12 protein-coding genes, 4 tRNA genes and 2 other RNA genes are annotated in these 15484 nt (G+C 59.2%); 5 read left to right on the top strand and 13 right to left on the bottom strand.

Annotated elements, in window-relative coordinates; genetic code table 11:
• Positions 1 to 63: 63 nt before the first annotated feature.
• Positions 64 to 270 carry an LPS translocon maturation chaperone LptM gene (gene lptM, locus ACUTQY_RS19860; RefSeq protein WP_080273427.1) on the bottom strand — a complete coding sequence of 69 codons (207 nt, stop codon included), beginning with the start codon at positions 268 to 270 and terminating at the stop codon, positions 64 to 66.
• 78 nt (positions 271 to 348) lie between these two features.
• On the opposite strand from lptM, the gene cyaY reads away from it, so the two are divergent.
• Positions 349 to 669 carry an iron donor protein CyaY gene (gene cyaY, locus ACUTQY_RS19855; RefSeq protein ID WP_033645025.1) on the top strand — a complete coding sequence of 107 codons (321 nt, stop codon included), beginning with the start codon at positions 349 to 351 and terminating at the stop codon, positions 667 to 669.
• Positions 670 to 705: 36 nt separating this feature from the next.
• Here the strand turns inward: cyaY and ACUTQY_RS19850 are convergent, their stop codons facing one another.
• On the bottom strand, positions 706 to 3258 hold the full coding sequence (locus tag ACUTQY_RS19850) for a class I adenylate cyclase (protein WP_019452546.1): 2553 nt from the start codon (positions 3256 to 3258) through the stop codon (positions 706 to 708).
• Between the two features lie 316 nt (positions 3259 to 3574).
• Here ACUTQY_RS19850 and hemC point away from each other — a divergent pair, with 316 nt between their 5' ends.
• Genes hemC through hemY form a run of 4 tightly spaced genes read left to right on the top strand, consistent with a single transcriptional unit; the run spans position 3575 to position 7600 of the window.
• Entirely contained in the window at positions 3575 to 4516 is a 942-nt protein-coding gene (gene hemC / locus ACUTQY_RS19845; RefSeq protein ID WP_046688047.1) for a hydroxymethylbilane synthase, read from the top strand.
• Entirely contained in the window at positions 4513 to 5253 is a 741-nt protein-coding gene (gene hemD, locus ACUTQY_RS19840; RefSeq protein WP_033645028.1) for a uroporphyrinogen-III synthase, read from the top strand. Before hemC ends, hemD begins: the two co-directional genes overlap by 4 nt.
• 22 nt (positions 5254 to 5275) lie before the next feature.
• Complete coding sequence (gene hemX / locus ACUTQY_RS19835) at positions 5276 to 6400, top strand: uroporphyrinogen-III C-methyltransferase (protein ID WP_033645029.1); 1125 nt, start codon at positions 5276 to 5278, stop codon at positions 6398 to 6400.
• Positions 6401 to 6403: 3 nt separating this feature from the next.
• Positions 6404 to 7600: a protoheme IX biogenesis protein HemY gene (gene hemY / locus ACUTQY_RS19830; RefSeq protein ID WP_033645031.1), complete on the top strand. Its 1197-nt coding sequence runs from the start codon at positions 6404 to 6406 to the stop codon at positions 7598 to 7600.
• 705 nt (positions 7601 to 8305) lie between these two features.
• Here the strand turns inward: hemY and ACUTQY_RS19825 are convergent.
• From ACUTQY_RS19825 to wzxE, 11 genes are all read right to left on the bottom strand, one after another.
• A non-coding RNA gene (locus tag ACUTQY_RS19825) (RtT sRNA) lies at positions 8306 to 8434 on the bottom strand.
• A gap of 35 nt (positions 8435 to 8469) precedes the next feature.
• Positions 8470 to 8598, bottom strand: a non-coding RNA gene (locus ACUTQY_RS19820) — RtT sRNA.
• Positions 8599 to 8632: 34 nt separating this feature from the next.
• Positions 8633 to 8709 (bottom strand) — tRNA-Pro (locus ACUTQY_RS19815).
• A gap of 74 nt (positions 8710 to 8783) precedes the next feature.
• Positions 8784 to 8870 (bottom strand) — tRNA-Leu (locus ACUTQY_RS19810).
• Positions 8871 to 8912: 42 nt separating this feature from the next.
• Positions 8913 to 8988: transfer RNA gene (locus ACUTQY_RS19805), tRNA-His, on the bottom strand.
• Between the two features lie 63 nt (positions 8989 to 9051).
• Positions 9052 to 9128, bottom strand: a tRNA-Arg gene (locus ACUTQY_RS19800).
• Positions 9129 to 9263: 135 nt separating this feature from the next.
• A complete protein-coding gene (gene thrP, locus ACUTQY_RS19795; protein ID WP_004934226.1) occupies positions 9264 to 10667 on the bottom strand; it encodes a bifunctional threonine/serine APC transporter ThrP in 1404 nt (467 codons plus the stop codon).
• A 365-nt stretch (positions 10668 to 11032) separates the two neighbouring features.
• Entirely contained in the window at positions 11033 to 11773 is a 741-nt protein-coding gene (gene wecG / locus ACUTQY_RS19790) for a lipopolysaccharide N-acetylmannosaminouronosyltransferase (protein WP_046688046.1), read from the bottom strand.
• A gap of 14 nt (positions 11774 to 11787) precedes the next feature.
• A complete protein-coding gene (gene wzyE / locus ACUTQY_RS19785) occupies positions 11788 to 13155 on the bottom strand; it encodes an ECA oligosaccharide polymerase (RefSeq protein ID WP_033631481.1) in 1368 nt (455 codons plus the stop codon).
• The gene (locus ACUTQY_RS19780; RefSeq protein WP_046688045.1) at positions 13152 to 14237 is read right to left on the bottom strand and encodes a TDP-N-acetylfucosamine:lipid II N-acetylfucosaminyltransferase; all 1086 of its coding nucleotides are present in this window, start codon (positions 14235 to 14237) and stop codon (positions 13152 to 13154) included. Before ACUTQY_RS19780 ends, wzyE begins: the two co-directional genes overlap by 4 nt.
• A complete protein-coding gene (gene wzxE / locus ACUTQY_RS19775) occupies positions 14234 to 15484 on the bottom strand; it encodes a lipid III flippase WzxE (protein ID WP_033645036.1) in 1251 nt (416 codons plus the stop codon). The genes ACUTQY_RS19780 and wzxE overlap by 4 nt, the downstream gene beginning before the upstream one ends.

Here is a 15484-nt window from a genome sequence, read left to right as displayed (position 1 = left end):
CCGCTATCTGGACGCGCTATCCGTCTTGATTTTGCGGCGGCGCTCGCCACCGCAAACCGGGTGTTACTGGGCAACCATCGACGGTTTTTGCTGAGAGCCAGACTGCTCCTGCTGGTTCTTTTGCACCTGATCGCCCGTTTGCACCGGCGGTTTGGCCGGTTTTTGGCCGGCGGAGTCGGCAGGTGGGAAGTAAAGCGGGCCCTTCAGACCACAGCCGGCGAGGCCGGTAACCAGAACGGCCATCAGCGCATAGCGTAGTTGTTTTTTCATTTGCATTAATGCCTGTAATTCATGCGTCCAAGGTCTCTATAATCGCAGGTGGATCATGAAAAGCAATAGGAATTGAATATGAACGACAGTGAGTTTCACCAGTTGGCCGACCAGCTGATGCTGAATATTGAAGAGACACTGGACGATTTTGACGGCGATGCGGATATCGATTACGAAACCAATGGCGGCGTGATGACGCTGAGCTTCGAAAACGGCACCAAAATCGTCATCAACCGCCAGGAGCCGCTGCACCAGGTGTGGCTCGCCACTAAGGCCGGCGGTTACCACTTCAACTACCGCGACGGCGTCTGGGTATGTGATCGCAGCGGGCAGCCGTTTTACCAACTGCTCAGCGAAGCGGCCAGCGCGCAGGCCGGCGAGGAACTGAGTTTTTCCTGAGGCTAAGCAGGGCTCGGCAACCGAGCCCTTGCGGCGTCAATGCAGCTGGAACTGCTGCTTCAGCGGCTGAGCGGCGCCGTCGGCCACCGTCACGCACAGGCTGGACAGCACGTTGCTGCGGAACGGGATCACCTGCGTGCGCCCGTCGAGCTGCACGATTTGATAGAACTGCGGCAGGTTGAAGTTGATGAAGCTGGAGCCGTAGGTAAAGCGGTCGTGCGACGAGGAATAGAAGCGGCTGACGTCGCGCACCAGCTCCTCTTTGCTGCCCTCGCAGTGGTGATACACCTCTACCCGATTCGACTCATCCAGAATATAGATGTTGAAGCCCTTGTCGTCTGAGGTGTCTTCGAAGAAGAACTGGATGATCCCCTCGCTGGCGAAGCCGTCCACCACCGGCGGTAGATGCACCTGATCGGTTTCCACCTTGATAGACAGGCCGTGCAGCTTGTTGTTGGAGATGGCGCCGTAAAACTCCACCGCGTTCTCCAGCTTCTGCACCGACACGCTCAGGCGCTCGAAGAACAGCCCCCAGGTTTGCCCGGCGACGCGCACCGCCTTGAAGCGGCCGGGTTCCAGCCGGGTACTGGACAGGCGCAGCTCGATGCACTCCGACACCAGCTGCTGAATGCGGGTGCGAATAAGGCCGCGCAGGTGCTGACTGTAGCAGAACACTTCCACCGACTCCGGCGGTGCGGCGTCCTGGTGCATTTTGCCGAGAATGGTTTTCAATGCTTCCAGCACCGACTGCTCGCCGCTGAAATGCAGGGTACGCACTTCGTTCCAGGAGTTGCGATACAGCAGATCGATGCTGCCCACCAAACACTGCTGCTGCTGGCCGAAGCTGAACACGTCCAGCTTGCGGAAATCGAAGTGCACCACCTGATTGCGGAAGGCGGCGGTCGGATCGTTTTCCAGATTGACGATGATTGCCAGATGGCGAATCTCGCACGGGCTGTACAGCGCTTTCGGCGTCGGCGCCGGCAGGCGCAGCGGGAAGTGATGGGAAACGTCGGCCACCAGCTCCTGCAGCTTGGCGGTGTCGCACAGGTTGCCGCTCTTGATGTGCAGGCGGGTCTGCGGCGTCAGCAGGCCGTTGAAATAGGCCCAGGCCACCAGCTTGTTCAGGTAGCGGTTATATTCCAGCGGCTGATGGCTGACGATCGAATCCATAGCCGGTGCCTGATTATACAGGTACCAGCCGGTGCGGTTGGCGCGGCCAACCGGCACATGAATAAAGGTTAAATCGTTTTCCGACAGGTCCGGCGAGATCTGCGGGTTCACCAGCGTCACCTTGCCGGGCAGCGCTTCGAACGCCGCATACAGTTTGCGGGTCAGCACGCCGATATCCTGCGGGCTGGCGCTGACGCTGAGGTTGTTGCGGCGGGCGAAACGGATCAGGTTGCGGTAGCTCTGCATCATCGCGTCGAGCAGTTCGTTGTGCGCTTCGCGCACTCGCTCGATCTTCCAGTTGGCGCGGTTGTCCAGCATCGCCAGACGCTCTTCGCTCCAGCCCCACTCGCTGACCAATTGGCTGAGGATCTCGCGCCGCCAGCCGACGCAGGCCTTGGCCAGCGACAGCTTTTCACACACTTTCAGGTAGAAACAGCGACGGGCCAAATCGAGGCGGGTGGTGTCGTTGATGTCGGTCAGGTAGCGGGTGACGCGCTCGAGCATCATGCAGTAGGCGTCGAGCCCGAAGCTGACGATCTCGCCCTGGTGCAGGCGATGTTTGATGTCCGTCGCCAGCAGTTGGGTATTGGGGTATTCCCAGGAATAGGCTTCCAGCAGCAGTGTTTTCAGCACCGCCTTGTAAGGCGAATCGATGCTCTTGTACAGCTGCCACAGGCTGGCGCCGAAGTACTCTTCCGCCGACAGCGAACTCAGGCCGCCGAGATCCAGCCACTCGTTCGGCGTCAGCGCGCCCTGCGCGTACAGCGACAGCACGTATTCATCGTAGTGCGCTTCTTCTTCGCCCGGCACCATGTTCCACAGGATGCGTTTGCCGGCCAGGCGCACCGCGGTGCGGTAGAACTCGTCCAGCAACAGGATGTGCTGCGTCGAGCCGCAGTCTTCGCCGCCCAGGCTGCCGCTTTCATTATGCCGGAAGCGGTTTTCGTCGATCAGGAAGAAGCTGACTTCCACCCCCATCGACGCGGCCCACTTCTCAAGCAGGCTGCATTTTTGCTGCAGGCGGGTGCGTTCTTCGTTGTCCAGCCAGGACTGGTGGCAGACCCAGATGTCGAGATCCGAGCTGCAGCTTTGGCCGATAGACGAGGTGCTGCCCATCGAATAGACGCCGGTGATCGGCAGCTCGCCGCTGGCCGGTTTGTCAAACGGGCTGCCCCATTTGTCTTCTAAATCGTTCAGGTAATCTTGTTGAGTTTCATCAGGCGTGTAGAGGCAAATGCCGTGGGGAACGTTACCGTTCAGGTAACCCGGCATCAGCGGGTGGTGGTGGTGCAGTAAGGTGGGCAGCAGACTGTATACCCGTTGAAACGCGGGCTTCATAGCCGCCAGGGCGCGATCGACGCGTAGCTGATTGATCGCATCCAGTCTCTGCTTCAATGTCTCGATGTAGAGGTACAAGACGTCTCGCCTGATTATCCCGGTGTTTAGAAAAAAACCCGTATTCCATAAGCGCCGTTAGTGTAAGAAGAATATTTGGCGACTTATTGCTGGAAACGTGATCAATTTAACACCTTGCTGATTGACCGTAAAGGAGGTAACGCTTCACAATTATTGTAGCGCTTCCCTAAACGATTTACCCGCAGTGTTAACTGCCCCAAAGCACATCACACGTCCCTTTGATTCCGTTGTCCTTTTTCCGCCTCCGGCTTCTTGCACTGACAGTATTGGCTCTCAGTGGTAGGATGGATGGCGAAATATAAAAACGGTAACAAGCATGTTAGACAAAATTATTCGAATTGCCACCCGACAAAGCCCGCTTGCACTTTGGCAAGCACATTATGTGCAGCAACGTCTGATGGCCTGCCATCCCGGCCTGCAGGTCGAGTTGGTGCCGATGGTCACCCGCGGCGACGTTATTCTGGATACGCCGTTGGCGAAAGTCGGCGGTAAAGGCCTGTTTGTTAAAGAACTCGAGCTGGCGCTGCTGGAAGGCCGCGCCGACATCGCCGTGCATTCGATGAAAGACGTGCCGGTCGATTTCCCTGCCGGGCTCGGTTTGACCACCATTTGCGAACGCGAAGATCCGCGCGACGCTTTTGTTTCCAATCGTTTCGCCTCGCTCGATCAGCTGCCGCTGGGCAGCGTGGTCGGCACCTCCAGCCTGCGCCGCCAGTGCCAGCTGCGTGAACGCCGCCCGGACCTGATCGTGCGCGATCTGCGCGGCAACGTCGGCACTCGCCTGGCCAAGCTGGACAACGGCGACTACGACGCGATTATCCTGGCGGTGGCCGGCCTGAAGCGTTTAGGCCTGGAGCAACGCATCCGCAGCCCGCTGAGCGCCGAAGAGTGCCTGCCGGCGGTCGGCCAGGGTGCAGTCGGCATTGAATGCCGTCTCGACGACAGCGTCACCCGCGCGCTGCTGGCGCCGCTGAACCATGCGGCCACCGAAACCCGCGTGCGCGCCGAGCGGGCGATGAACACCCGCCTGGAAGGCGGCTGCCAGGTGCCGATCGGCAGCTATGCCGAACTGGATGGCGACAGCCTGTGGCTGCGCGCCCTGGTCGGCGCGCCGGACGGCAGCCAGATGGTGCGCGGCGAACGCCGCGGCCCGGCCACCGAGGCCGAACGGATGGGCGTTGAGCTGGCGGAAGAGTTGCTGGCGCGCGGCGCGCGCGAGATCCTGCGCGAGGTTTATCAGGGAAATCCGCCGGCATGACGATCCTAGTAACCCGCCCATCGCCTTCGGGGGAGCTGTTAGTGAGCCGGCTGCGCGCACTCGGCCGGGTTGCCTATCATGCACCGCTGATCGACTTCGCGCCGGGCGGCGATCTGCCGAAGCTGCCGCAGGCGTTGCAGCAGCTTAGCGCCGGCGATCTGGTGTTCGTGCTGTCGCAACATTCGGTGAGTTATGCCGATTCTGTTATCGGCCGCGCCGGGCTGAGCTGGCCCGCTCACCTGGCTTATTACGCCATCGGCCGCACCACCGGGCTGGCGCTGCACCGCATCAGCAGTTTGCCGGTGGAATACCCGCGCGAACGCGAGATCAGCGAAACGCTGCTGTTGCTGCCGGCGCTGCAAAAATTGGCGGGCAAACGCGCGCTGATTTTACGCGGCAACGGCGGCCGCGAACTGTTGGGGTCGACGCTGAGCGAGCGCGGCGCCGACGTCAGCTATTATGAATGTTATCAACGCAGCCCGGTGCACTACGACGGCAGCGAGCAAAGCGCCCACTGGCAGCGCGCCGGTGTGGATACGCTGGTGGTGACCAGCGGTGAAATGTTACAACAGCTCTATACTTTAGTTCCTGATTACTATCGTTCTTCATGGCTGCTGCGTTGCCGCCTGGTAGTAGTGAGCGAACGCCTGGCTACCCTCGCCCGGGAATTGGGCTGGCGTACGATTCGGGTAGCTGACAACGCCGATAATGACGCGCTGATCCGCGCGCTACAATAATCTGACTATGGGATGTGCCACTATGACGGAACAAAATACCCCAGCCGCCCCGGTTGAAGAACCCACCACCGCGGTTGAGAGCTCCCAGCAGCCAGCCGCTGCCAGCCGCAAAGGCAAGAACACCGGCCCGGTGCTCGGCGCGATCGCTATCGTGCTGGTCATCGCCCTCGGCGCGGGCGGTTATTACCATACGCATAAGCAGGCACAACAGCTGATCGCCGCCAATCAGGCGCTGCAGCAGCAGCTTGACGGCGTGAAGCAGAGCCAGCAGCAGGAAAGAAATGCGCTGGAAGGCTTGTTGCAACAACAGGGTAAAACCCTGGACGCCGCCGATCGCGAGCAGGCGAACCTGGCGCGCCAACTGAGCGAGCTGCAGGAAAAAGTGGCGACCATCTCCGGCAGCGACGCCAAAACCTGGCTGCTGGCGCAGGCCGATTTCCTGGTGAAAATGGCCGGCCGCAAGCTGTGGAGCGATCAGGACGTGACCAGCGCCGCCGCGCTGCTGAAAAGCGCCGACGCCAGCCTGGCGGACATGAACGATCCGAGCCTGCTCGACGTGCGCCGCGCCATTACCGAAGACATCAGCACGCTTTCTACGCTGACCCAGGTCGATTACGACGGCATCATCCTCAAGGTCAATCAGCTGTCCAATCAGGTGGATAACCTGCGCCTGGCCGATAACGACACCGACGAAGCGCCAATGGATCAAAACAGCAGCGAGCTCTCCGGCTCGATCGGCGAATGGCGGCAGAACCTGGCCAAGAGCTGGCGCAATTTCATGGCCGACTTCATCACCATCCGCCGTCGCGATACCAGCGCCGAACCGCTGCTGGCGCCGAACCAGGACATCTACCTGCGCGAAAACATCCGTTCGCGCCTGCTGGTGGCCGCACAGGCCATTCCGCGTCACCAGAACGAGACCTACAAGCAGTCGCTGGAAACCGTCTCCACCTGGGTGCGCGCCTATTTCGACACCACCGACCCGGCGACCAAGGCCTTCCTTGAAGAGCTGGACAGCCTGAGCCAACAGTCGATCTCGATGGACGTGCCGGATCAGCTGAAAAGCCAGCCGCTGCTCGAGAAAGTGATGCAGACCCGGGTGCGCAACCTGATGACCCAGTCCCCTGCCGCTCATCAGGAGGGTTAAGCCATGTTACGCGTGCTATTTCTGTTCCTGGTGGTGATCGCCAGCGTGGTGCTCGGGCCGATGTTGGCCGGGCATCAGGGCTATGTGCTGATCCAGACCGATAACTACAATATTGAAACCAGCGTCACCGGGCTGGTGATCATGTTGGTGCTGCTGTTCGTGGTGCTGCTGGCGATCGAGTGGATCCTGCGCCGCATCTTCCGTACCGGCGCCCGCACGCGCGGTTGGTTTATCGGCCGCAAGCGCACCCGCGCGCGTCAGCAAACCAAAGCCGCGCTGATCAAACTGGCGGAGGGCGACTACAAGCAGGTTGAAAAACTGATGACGCGCAACGCCGATCACGCTGAGCAACCGGTGGTGAACTATCTGCTGGCCGCCGAGGCTGCGCAGCAACGCGGCGATGACTTCCGTACCAATCAGTATCTGGAGCGGGCCGCCGAAGCCGCCGATACCGATCAGCTACCGGTGGATATCACCCGGGTTCGCATCCAGCTGGCGCAGGGCGAGAACCACGCCGCGCGCCACGGCGTCGATCGCCTGCTGAACCAGGCGCCGCGCCATCCGGAAGTGTTGCGCCTGGCGGAACAAGCCTATCTGCGCACCGGCGCCTATGCGTCGCTGCTGGAAGTGCTGCCGTCGATGCGTAAAATCGAACTGCACAGCGAAGAGCAACTGCAGGCGTTGCAGCAACAGGCTTACATCGGGCTGATGAATCAGGCGATGGCGGACGAAGGCAGCGAAGGCCTGAAACGCTGGTGGAAAGATCAGAGCCGCAAGACGCGTCACGAAGTGCCGCTGCAAATCGCGATGGTGGAGCACCTGATCGAATGCAACGACCACGAACTGGCGCAGGAGATTGTGCTCGACGGCCTGAAACGCCAATATGACGAGCGCCTGGTGCTGTTGCTGCCACGGCTGAAGTCCGGCAACCCCGAGCAGCTTGAGAAAGCGCTGCGTCAGCAGATGAAGCAGCACGGCGCGACGCCGCTGTTGAACAGCACGCTGGGGCAGTTGCTGATGAAGCACGGCGAGTGGCAGCAGGCGGCCGACGCCTTCCGCGAAGCGCTGAAACAGCGTCCGGACGCCTACGATTACGCCTGGCTGGCCGATACGCTGGAGAAACTGCATCGTTCGGATGAAGCGGCGCAGATGCGGCGTGAAGGACTGATGTTGACGCTGAAACAGAACGGCGGCGAATAACGGCCCGCCCGGCAGAGAAAGCGTGGCCTCGGTGCCACGCTTTTTTTTGCCCGTTAGCTTGCTGAAGCGCAAAAAAAACACTTGCCGCATGGCAAGTGTATAAAGAAGCAATCAGGTCTAGGACAACAGGGGCGGTGCCTCACTCAACGTTTTGCCCTGAGCGTGATGACGGGTTAGTCATCGTTCTCGTGGGCGATAGGCACCCTAAATCGGCTCTGCGTCATTCCCAGGGTTTATGAAGCCTAAGGCGAACATAAGAAATGGAATGAGCATCTACGCTGTAGGTATTGCACTTGGCGTGCCAACTTTCAGATCCAGGAAAGTCTCTATAAAAAATAGCATTCAATTAATTGAAAATATTGAATTTTTATTTACGCCTAACTTTCTCTCAGCATGCCGTCCCCTGTCGTTCTTTACCCACGGCCGATCTGGCGCTGTCGCCGCAAAACGACGACTTAAGCCAAAGCCAATTTTAATGTTTAAAATCAATTAATTATGTGTCTCAAGCTGGCGACAACGTCGAACCACATTGTCGCTGAAAACCTACACACGTGCCGGTTGAGACAAAATGCCAATGTTCAGATACGCAAAAACCCGTGCAATGCTGCACGGGTTGGTCGCTATGCGTTTCGTCGCGGCGGGAAGGACTTATCCTCATAAACGGCGGACGTAAAAAAACCGACTTACGTCGGTTTCTTTGAAACTGGTCAGCGAGAGAAAGATGACGCGCGCCCCAGGATGTAACGCCCTGCGGGCCGTTGCTAAAGCAACGTTGTCTCGCTTCGCGAGGCTCGAACCTCCTGCGGAGGTGCTCATCCTCATAAACTGCAGGCGTAAAAAAACCGACTTACGTCGGTTTCTTTGAAACTGGTCAGCGAGAGAAAGATGACGCGCGCCCCAGGATGTAACGCCCTTCGAGCCGTTGCTAAAGCAACGTCGTTTCGCTTCGCGAGGCTCGAACCTCCTGCGGAGGTGCTCATCCTCATAAACTGCAGGCGTAAAAAAACCGACTTGCGTCGGTTTCTTTGAAAGTGGTCGGCGAGAGAGGATTCGAACCTCCGACCCACTGGTCCCAAACCAGTTGCGCTACCAAGCTGCGCTACTCGCCGATTTGTGTTGCTCATACTACCCGATTTATCAGACCGTTGTCCATATAAATCTTATATTTATCAGATATTTTGCGTGGTGCGAAGAGAGGGACTTGAACCCTCACGTCCGTAAGAACACTAACACCTGAAGCTAGCGCGTCTACCAATTCCGCCACCTTCGCACTGTCACAAAATACTGCTAAATCTTCACTTCGCTTAGGAAGTGGGGTGGCTAATGGGACTCGAACCCACGACAACTGGAATCACAATCCAGGGCTCTACCAACTGAGCTATAGCCACCATTACTACTTCTTCTTACTCACGCGGTAATATTACCACCGCAGCTCCTGCGCACAAACTTAATGGCGCGCCCGACAGGATTCGAACCTGAGACCTCTGCCTCCGGAGGGCAGCGCTCTATCCAGCTGAGCTACGGGCGCGTAGCGCCGTTGCGGGAGGGGATACTACGGATTTACACCAATCCTGTCTAGTGCTTTTTCGCAGAAATGTTGCGTTTGATTACGCTTTGCTCACTCCTGCGCAGGAAAGCGCACTCCGTAGCCCCTTTTCACCGTTTATTGCCGCGTTTCTACCCGATTTTCAGCCGGATGATGTTTCTTATGCATGCCGAAAGCGAAGTAGCACAGGCTGACGCCCGCTAAGAAAATCGCCCCGACCAGCAGGGAAATTCGCGTATCCGGGTTGATTCCCATGCCGACCAGCACGCAAACCAGAAAAGCGATGGTCAGATAGTTCACATACGGGAACATGATCGACTTAAAGCTGTGGTTTTTGATCGCTTCCTTGTGCGCGCGGCGGAAATAGAGCTGGCTTATCAGCACCACGAACCACGGCACCATGCCCGGCAACACGCTGGCGCTGTAGACATAGACGAACACCTGCTCCGGATTAGGGATGATGTAGTTCAGCGCGGAGCCCACCAACAGGCAGCCGATGGTGACGGCGATGCAGTTGACCGGCACGCCGCTGGCGGAAAGCTTGGTCAGCGCCGCCGGCAGTTGGCGATTCTTGGCCAGGGCGTACAGCATGCGGCCGCCGCTGTACATGCCGCTATTGCAACCGGAAAGCGCGGCGGTCAGTACCACAAAGTTAATGATGCCGGCAGCGGCGACGATGCCGATCTTGGCGAAGGTCAGCACGAACGGGCTGCCGGTAGTGCCGATGCCGTTCCAAGGGAAGATGGTCACGATGACGAAGATCGCGCCGACATAGAAGATCAGGATGCGCCACAGGATATTGTTGATCGCACGTTTCAGCGTCACCTGCGGGTTTTTGGCTTCCCCGGCGGTAATGCCCACCAGCTCAACCCCCTGATAGGACGCCACCACGATGCACAGCGCAAACAGGAAGCCCTTCCAGCCGCCGGCAAAGAAGCCGCCGTGCGCCGTCAGATTGGCGAAACCGATAGGTTCACCGCCGTTGCCGAAACCGAAGAAGATCACCCCCAGCCCCACCAGAATCATCACGATGATGGTGGTGACCTTGATCATGGCGAACCAGAACTCCAGCTCACCGTACAGGCGCACCGCCGCCAGGTTGGCCAGCGCCACCATCGCCACGGCGATCAGCGCGGGGACCCACTGCGGTATTTCCGGGAACCAGAACTGCACATACACCCCGATGGCGGTGATCTCGGAAATGCCGACGGCGATCCACATAAACCAGTACCCCCAGGCAGTCAGGTAGCCGAAATAGGGATTCATGTATTTATGCGCGTAAACGGCGAACGACCCGGCGACCGGCTCGAGGAACAGCATCTCCCCCATCGAACGCATAATGAAGAACACGAACAGCCCGGCGATGATGTAAGCCAGCAGTACCGACGGCCCGGCCCATTTCAGCGTACTGGCCGATCCCATAAACAGGCCGACACCAATGGTGCCCCCGAGAGCGATAAGCTCGATGTGCCGGGCCTCAAGGCCTCGGTGTAGCCCTTGCGGTTTCTCTTTGTGTGCCATAAATCCTCAATAATTTTTCTCGGGTTGTGTTTGCCTGCCGGCCGCTGCCGGTCGTTATTGTCATTATTAAAAGAATAAATCATCCCCTGCCGTTCGAGTTGGCATCAACGGGTAGTCGGAGCGAAGTTACCGTGAGAAGAACATCGTTCAGCGCTGTCGCATCAGGCTTCAGCGGCCAGGGATAATTTCCGGGCGGTATCGTTTCGCATTTCGTCGCTATAAGCAAACCGCAATTTAAAACTTTATGGAATAAATGCGGCGACGTTTAGGGCTGGGGGTTATAGATATGCGGGAGAAATAGGCAAAAGCAGATTATTGGTACAGCAGACCGGGGCGAACCGACACATTCCCCCCCGGATAAGCGATTACATTTTACCGCTGTAGTAGTAGCCGACAAACTTCAACAGCTTCAGCTGCCGGCCGATGCGGCTGGGCTGGCTGAGCAGGCGGTAAAGCCACTCCAGACCGAGTTTCTGCCATACCTTGGGCGCACGCTTCACATGGCCGGTAAACACGTCGTAGGTGCCGCCCACGCCCATATACAGCGCCTGCGGATGCACCTTGCGGCAGTCGCGCATCAGGATCTCCTGCTTCGGCGATCCCATCGCCACCGTCACGATGGCGGCGCCGCTGGCGCGAATACGCTCGAATAGCGCCTCTCGCTGCTCCGGTTTGAAATAGCCGTCCTGGCTGCCCACCAGGTTAACGTTCCACTGGCTGCGCAGCTTCCGTTCGGTTTCCGCCAGCACCTCCGGCTTGCCGCCGATCAGGAAGACCGGCGTGCCTTCACGGCCGGCGCGCTGCATCAAGGCTTCCCAAAGATCGGCGCCCGCGACGCGCGAAACGTCCGCCGCCGGGTATTTGCGGCGAATCGAGCGCACCATGCTGATGCCGTCGGCGTACTTGTACTCCGCTTCATCCAGCAACGCATGCAGCGCCGGGTCCTCTTCCGCCTTCAGGATCTTTTCCGCATTCATGGCCACCAACGTGCCCTGTTTGACCCGGCCGCCGTCGAACAGAAAGTCCATGCAGTGCGCCATATCGCGAAAGCCCCACAGGCTGAAACCGCGCAGCTCATACTGCGGCACCGAAATCTTTGTTTCCATCGTCGTCATTACCCTTACAAAAGACCGTCCGCCCTTGGGGGAGAGGCCAGCGCGCGGGCGCGCGTCACTCTGGCCTTGATGAGCCCGGCGGTATCGAACAGCCAATACAGCAACTTCGCCAGCACCAGACAGGCGCCGAAAATAATGCAGAAGAACACCACGCGCGAAACGAATGAGTCCACCCCTTCGCGCGCCAACACGATCATGTTGAACACCGCGCCGAAGCAGAATCCTTGCAGGATAGCCGCCTTATAGCGGTTCGGTTCGGTTTTGCCCAACTCATACAGCCAGTCGAACCACTTGATGATCATGCCCACCAGAATCGCGCCGAGCGGGATGAACAGCGCGCCGCCCATCACCACCAGCGAACCGATCAGCGTCGGGGATATCGCCAGCCCGGAGTGGTTGTTCAGCACTTCCCAGGTAAAATAGTTGGCCGAGTTCAGCACCACGTCCGGCCGGCCCGGCCATAGCCACGTTGGGATAAAGACGTAGAAATCACGCAGGATCGGCGCCAGGCCCTGGAAATCGATCTTGTCGTAATTTTGCAGCAGCAGCGCCAGATTTTCCCACGGCGAGAAAGTGTCTCGGGTCAGATAGAGGAAGGTATAAAACGCTTCCGCGCCGCTGACGTCCAGGCTGTAGCGCTTCAACGCCAGCCAGAACATGCCGACCACGCCGAATATGCCGGCCGCCGCCAACATCCACAGCGTGATCCAGCCGCGCACGATGCCGATAAACAGGAACAGCGCGAAGGCGATGATGATATTCGCGCGGGTGCCGCCGACGATCACGTAGGTCAAAATGCCGAACGCCACCGTCGCCACCAGGAACAAGAACCAGGCGCGCAGATCCTGCCGCAGGAAATAGACCACCAGCATCGCCGGAATGAAGAAGTAGAAGAACCGTTTGAGCGCCACGCCGGACACGTCGCTGGAGAAGATCTGGCTGTAGGAATTGAGCTTGAACAGCAGGAAGCCGTTCTGCATGAAGAAGATACCCACGGTCCCGATCGCCACCAGCGCCAGCAGCACCCAGGTCATATGGGTTTCCACCCGGTTCATGGTGAACAGCGCCGCGCGCGGCTGAGAGCGGCGCTTGCGCAGCCGGGTCTTGTAGGTGACGTAATAGATGGCGTAAAACGCCGTCGCCGACAGCAAGGCGTACAGCAGAAACTCCACCGGCACCACCTCGACGTCAAACTGAAACACCAGCAGACAGGTCAGCGGGAAGCCGAAATAAAACGTCAGCAAATACAGCAGCGAGAAGAAGACGTTGAAGTTAAAGCGCACGCGCCGAAACTCCTGGTAGGTCAGCGTCAGAATAAACGTCAGGCTGACCAGGTAGACGACGAACAGACCGCCGAATTGCGCCAACGTCATGAGTGCTCTCCCGCCGCCAGCGCCAGGGCTTGCTGCCAGCCATCGACATAGTTCGGATTAAAGAAGGCGATCGTCTGCTTATCCACCGCCGCCAGCTGACGCTGCGCTTCGCGCACCACCGCCTCGTCGAGCGAGTCGCCGTAGAACAGCACCGGCAGGTGCTGTTCCGCCAAATCCTGCCAGAACGGGTTCTGCCGGCTGAGCACGAAAGGCACGCCAAACTGAATCAGCAGACACAGGGTGCCTATCCCCTGCTGGCGATTGAAAATGAAATAACCCAGATCGCAGGCGCGCAGGATGTTGAGGTAGTCCTCAAACGCCACCTGCTGCGTGAGCAGCTGCAGGTTTTTCTCGCCGAACAGCGGCAACCCGGCGGCGCGCACCTGCTCGATGTAGGCGTCGTTATTGGCCGGATAGCCCATCGGCAGGATCACGCGCACGTCGGCGCCGAACTGCTGATGTATCGCCTGCAGCGCTTCGATATGCCGGTTGCTGCGATCGCCGGAGTTGCCCACCAGAATCGTCATCGGCCCGGCCAGATTTTTCTCGACGTGAACGTCGGTCAGCGCCGAATCCATCCGCGTCGGGAAGTACAACAACGAGGCCGGCACCCGCGCATGGCGCTGCTGATAGTGGATCACGTCGCCGCGGGTGGCGAACACGTTCCCCACTCGCCCCTGAGCAATGCGGCGCAGCAGGTAAAACAGCCGAAATTTCCAGCTGGTGGCGTCTTCGTACAGATCGGCACCCCAAATATGCCAACTGACCTGATGCGCCTTGATCTTGCCGCTCAGCAGCGCCAGCCACAGCCCCGGGTTAAACTGACCGTGCAGGAAGAAGCGCGCATCGCGATCGGCCTGGGCGCGGGCGATCACCGCCGCCGCCAGGCTCTTCTTGTCGGCGTAAGGCTCAATGTTCAGGGCGGGGAAATCCCCCAGTGCCGCCACATCCTTGGCCGCCACCATAAAATGCCGCGTCTGCTCAGCCGGCAAACGCGGCGCCAGCACGTCGTTGAAGAAGCGCAGCACCGTCTGGTTATGATGCGGGATATCGGATCCCAGAACGTGAATCAGTGTGGTCATACTCGTCTACGATAAATAAGAAACACGCAGCTACAGAGCGCGAAATACACGATGTAGGTTGCCATATAGGCCTGAGCCGCCCCCAGCGCGCCGCGCAGCGGGATCAGCCAGTGCGAGAACAGCGTCAGCAGCAGAAACTGGCTGACTTCCGTCAGGATATAAAAGCGCAGTGACGCTTTGGCGATCACCAGATAGCCGAACACATAGGCCCCGACTTTCAGCACGTCGCCCACCAGCTGCCAGGCAAACAGATCGCGCATGGCGACGAACTTGTCCGAGAACAGCAGCCAGATGGCGAAATCACGCAGCAACCACACCGTAAAGCTCGCCGCCGCTACCGCCGGCAGCACGAATTTCAGCGAGCGCACGATCTCCCGCGAGATAGCGCCCTTGTCCGTCAACCGCGACAGCGTCGGCAGCAGATAGACGGTAAACGAGGCGGTGATAAACTGCAGATAGGCATCGGAAATGCTGCTGACGCCTTGCCAGATCCCCACTTCATCCCAACCGTAATGCGCGGCCAACAGGTTACGCATCATCACGTAAGCCACCGGCAGCGTCACCGAGGTGATCAACGCCATGAGGGTGAATTTGCCGAGATTGCCGGCCACCCCTTTGTCCCAGCGCGGAGCCAGGTAGCGCAGCGGCAACGTTTTGCGCCGCCACAGCATCAGCCCGGCCGGCAGCACCACCAACGCCGGCACCAACGCCAGCCCTGCCAGCGCGCCTTCATAGCCGCCCAGCTTGAAGCACAGATAATAAGCCACCACGCCGATCAGGCTGCCGCCGATCACCGCCAGCGCGTTGCCCATCGCGTCGCGATAGCCTTTCAGCACCGCCATGAACAGGTTGGCGTAGGCGATGCCCATCTGAATGAAGGCGACGGCGCGCACCACGCCGACGTAATCGGCATGCCCGAACAGCCCGATGCTGATCGGCTCGGCGGCGAACAAAAACACCAGCGCCAGCAAGGTCGAAAAGCCCAGCACAATGCTCGACGCGGTGCCGACCGCCAGACGCAGACGCTGCGAGTCCTGGTGGTACTCCGCCACGTATTTGGTGATGCCGTTAAAAATGCCCGCGCCGGACAGCACGCCCAGCACGGTGATCAACTGGCGAAAGTTACCCGCCTGCCCCACGCCGCTGGGGCCAAACGCCACCGCCAGCAATTTCACCACCAATAGCCCCACGCCAATTTTGATCAGCGTAGAGCCGGCGGTCCATATCGATGCTTTTGCCAACGACAT

This window comes from Serratia sp. TSA_130.1 (assembly GCF_052691795.1).
Note: the sequence above shows the minus strand (reverse complement) of the source record. Positions and strands in the feature narration are given on the sequence as shown.

Excerpts from the sequence above, each read along its gene's own strand:
- lptM (WP_080273427.1), bottom strand. The coding sequence starts at position 270 with ATGAAAAAACAACTACGCTATGCGCTGATGGCCGTTCTGGTTACCGGC.
- cyaY (WP_033645025.1), top strand. The coding sequence starts at position 349 with ATGAACGACAGTGAGTTTCACCAGTTGGCCGACCAGCTGATGCTGAAT.
- hemC (WP_046688047.1), top strand. The coding sequence starts at position 3,575 with ATGTTAGACAAAATTATTCGAATTGCCACCCGACAAAGCCCGCTTGCA.
- hemD (WP_033645028.1), top strand. The coding sequence starts at position 4,513 with ATGACGATCCTAGTAACCCGCCCATCGCCTTCGGGGGAGCTGTTAGTG.
- hemX (WP_033645029.1), top strand. The coding sequence starts at position 5,276 with ATGACGGAACAAAATACCCCAGCCGCCCCGGTTGAAGAACCCACCACC.
- hemY (WP_033645031.1), top strand. The coding sequence starts at position 6,404 with ATGTTACGCGTGCTATTTCTGTTCCTGGTGGTGATCGCCAGCGTGGTG.
- thrP (WP_004934226.1), bottom strand. The coding sequence starts at position 10,667 with ATGGCACACAAAGAGAAACCGCAAGGGCTACACCGAGGCCTTGAGGCC.
- wecG (WP_046688046.1), bottom strand. The coding sequence starts at position 11,773 with ATGGAAACAAAGATTTCGGTGCCGCAGTATGAGCTGCGCGGTTTCAGC.
- wzyE (WP_033631481.1), bottom strand. The coding sequence starts at position 13,155 with ATGACGTTGGCGCAATTCGGCGGTCTGTTCGTCGTCTACCTGGTCAGC.
- ACUTQY_RS19780 (WP_046688045.1), bottom strand. The coding sequence starts at position 14,237 with ATGACCACACTGATTCACGTTCTGGGATCCGATATCCCGCATCATAAC.
- wzxE (WP_033645036.1), bottom strand. The coding sequence starts at position 15,484 with ATGTCGTTGGCAAAAGCATCGATATGGACCGCCGGCTCTACGCTGATC.